A 2,629-nucleotide genomic window follows, 5' to 3' on the forward strand; every position below is an offset into this window, starting at 1 on the left:
ATCGGAAGACCTCGACCCCTACCCGGCCCCCGACACGCCACTTCGCGCTGGGCGCCCGGCCGACACCGCCTCTACACCCTCATTCCGGAAGAGCCAGAAACAGTAGTGCCCAGACGATGTGGATGATCGCCAGTAGGGAGCTGAGACCGCCGACGATGAGCAGAATGAGCCCCAGGGCCGAGTTCGAGACCGCTACGTACCTGGTGCGTTGGTCTCCTTCGGCCATGTCGACGACGTAGGTCTTGCGTCCCACGCGTACGCCGGTGTGCATGAGCGTGATGGAGAAGTAGGCAGCGATGAACAGCAGGTTGCCCAACCGGCCCTCGCCGGTGAACCCGGGGAGGACGACGACTGCCACGGTCGCGATGATGATCGCTGAGGCCGCACCTGCGCCGATGCTCATCAGCCGTTTGCTTGACCGGTCGGCGACGGGGCCGAAGATGCGGCCTCCGATCAGCGCGGCAACACCGGAGGCGATGATGAAACCTCCGAGACCGGCGAGGCTGCCAGCACCGGTCTGTATCGACAGTGTCACGATGAACGGTGGGCTCAGCGAGGAGACCAGCAGCAGACTGCGCACCGTGACGAAGTGCCGGAAGGGCTTGTCCTCCCTCAGCAGCTTCATGGCTTGGGTGAACCAGTTGTTGGTCTTCCCCTGCGATGTTCTGGGCTCGGGCTCGCTCGGTGTGGCGTCACCTGAGGGTTCGCGAATGCCGATGTAGACCGCGGCGACGGCGACCCATAGCGCGGCACCGGTGGCGAGCAGCCATGCGAGTTGACCGGCGGAGAGGTCTTCCCCGCCGATGATGCGGATCCCCAGACCGAGCGTGATGGCCACGAACCCGGCCGCGGTGGTGGCCAGGCCGTTGATCTGCCCGCGCTCCCCCTTCGGAATCGTGCGGCCCTGCACGTCTTTCGAGGCGATCGAGCACAGGCAGCGGCCAAACGCAAAGACCGCCAGGGCGGCCACGATGACCACACCGGCAGTAAGGCCCGCGCCGAGCGCGGCGGTGGCTGCCATCACCGCGACAGCCGCCGCTTGCACGAACGCGCCAACGATGAAGATCCACTTGCGGTGACGCACCCGCAGCACCAGTGGGGTGAGGGCAGCCTGCGGCAGCATCGACCCGGACTCGCGGATCGGAACGAGCACGCCGGTCAGTGCCGGTGGTACGCCTAGCGCGGCGAACAGCCATGGCAGGACAGTTGACGCGTTGACTGTCTGATCGCCCGATGCTTGCAGGGCATTGGCAAGCACCAGGCGCAACCCGTTTGGTGCGATATTGCGACGCACCTGGGCCGGCATCTGCTGCTCGGCCTCGGGGTTCCGCTTCACGAGCGCGGAATAGACTCCCTCAGCCTTGCTCACCGCCCAGCGCCTCGCGGGCCGAATGGCCAGCGCCGGGGACGGGCCAGTGGCCTGCCAACGCCTCGCGGACCGAGCATCTCGGCCAATCTAGTGATCCTGGTCCGCCTGTGTCTCGTGGACGGTGCCGTAAGCGTGGTGGGGCGGGGCGTAGAGGCTGTACACCTTCATCGGCTCGTCGCCAATATTGGTGACGTTGTGCCACGAGCCCTTCGGCACCAGAACGACCCAGTCGTCACTCACTTCCTCGTCGAACGTGAGGTCATCCTTCGAGGAGCCCATCTGAACCCGCCCGCGGCCCTGCTCCAGGCGCAGGAACTGGTCGGTGTCATGGTGCACCTCGAACCCGATGTCACCGCCGACGGGGATTGACATGAGGGTCAGCTGCAGCTTCTCACCGGTCCATACGGTGATCCGGAAATTGTCGTTGGCGAGAGTGGCCTCTTCAATGTTGACGACATAGGGATTAGGGCCATGGTCAGGTAGTTGGTTCATAATCTAATATTATCGGAGAGTCCTCTGGAGTCTCAAAGAAGGAAAGCCTTGCCTAAGCGCCCCTGGCAGCCGCGGGAGACGGACAGACAATGGCAGTGTGAAGTTTTTCTCTGACCCGGTGCTCGAATCCATGGCGACCCGGCGATCGGTCTCAAAAGTAGGGTCTGAGACCCCGACTGACGCCGAGCTGGCTGCACTGCTTGCGGCCGTCACGCCCGTCGCCGATCACAAGGCGTTGCGTCCCTGGCGGCTCATCCTGCTGCGCGGCAACGACCGGATAAAGCTGGCCGAGGCGCTGGACGCCGCGGAAGGCGTGGAGCGCCAACCCGGCGACTACAACCCCAAGCCCTTCCGTGCCGTACTGCTGATCGCGATCGTCGCGAGCCCCAAGGACCACCCGAAGGTTCCCACGTGGGAGCAGCACGCGACTGCCGTGGGGGCCGGCCACCTGCTCGAACTGGCGCTGTGGCAAGCCGGCTGGGGCGTCATGTGGCGCACTGGTCTGCTTGCCAACAGCACCCAGGTCCGTGCGGCGCATGGCCTGGCCGAGGAGGAGCACCTTATGGGCTGGCTTTACGTGGGCAGCATCGACGACTCGTTCCGCAAACGGATGTTGGAGTCGAACCGGCCGGCACTCGACCCGCAACAATTCCTTTCCCGAATACCGCAATAAGGGGCTCTTCCGGAATGAGGGTGTAGAGGCGGTGTCGGCCGGGCGCCCAGCGCGAAGTGGCGTGTCGGGGGCCGGGTAGGGGTCGAGGTCTTCCG

3 protein-coding genes are annotated in these 2,629 nt (G+C 65.1%); 1 reads left to right on the top strand and 2 read right to left on the bottom strand.

Annotated features, from left to right (window positions below):
• Window positions 1-79: 79 nt before the first annotated feature.
• Complete coding sequence (locus DSZ44_RS17970) at window positions 80-1,369, bottom strand: MFS transporter (protein ID WP_110853997.1); 1,290 nt, start codon at window positions 1,367-1,369, stop codon at window positions 80-82.
• Window positions 1,370-1,456: 87 nt separating this feature from the next.
• The gene (locus tag DSZ44_RS17975) at window positions 1,457-1,861 is read right to left on the bottom strand and encodes a cupin domain-containing protein (RefSeq protein ID WP_110853998.1); all 405 of its coding nucleotides are present in this window, start codon (window positions 1,859-1,861) and stop codon (window positions 1,457-1,459) included.
• A gap of 97 nt (window positions 1,862-1,958) precedes the next feature.
• Between DSZ44_RS17975 and DSZ44_RS17980 the strand changes: the two genes are divergently transcribed.
• Window positions 1,959-2,534 carry a nitroreductase family protein gene (locus tag DSZ44_RS17980; RefSeq protein WP_258369721.1) on the top strand — a complete coding sequence of 192 codons (576 nt, stop codon included), beginning with the start codon at window positions 1,959-1,961 and terminating at the stop codon, window positions 2,532-2,534.
• The last annotated feature ends 95 nt before the right edge of the window (window positions 2,535-2,629 follow it).

Source organism: Georgenia satyanarayanai, assembly GCF_900116375.1.
Lineage (GTDB): Bacteria > Actinomycetota > Actinomycetes > Actinomycetales > Actinomycetaceae > Oceanitalea > Oceanitalea nanhaiensis.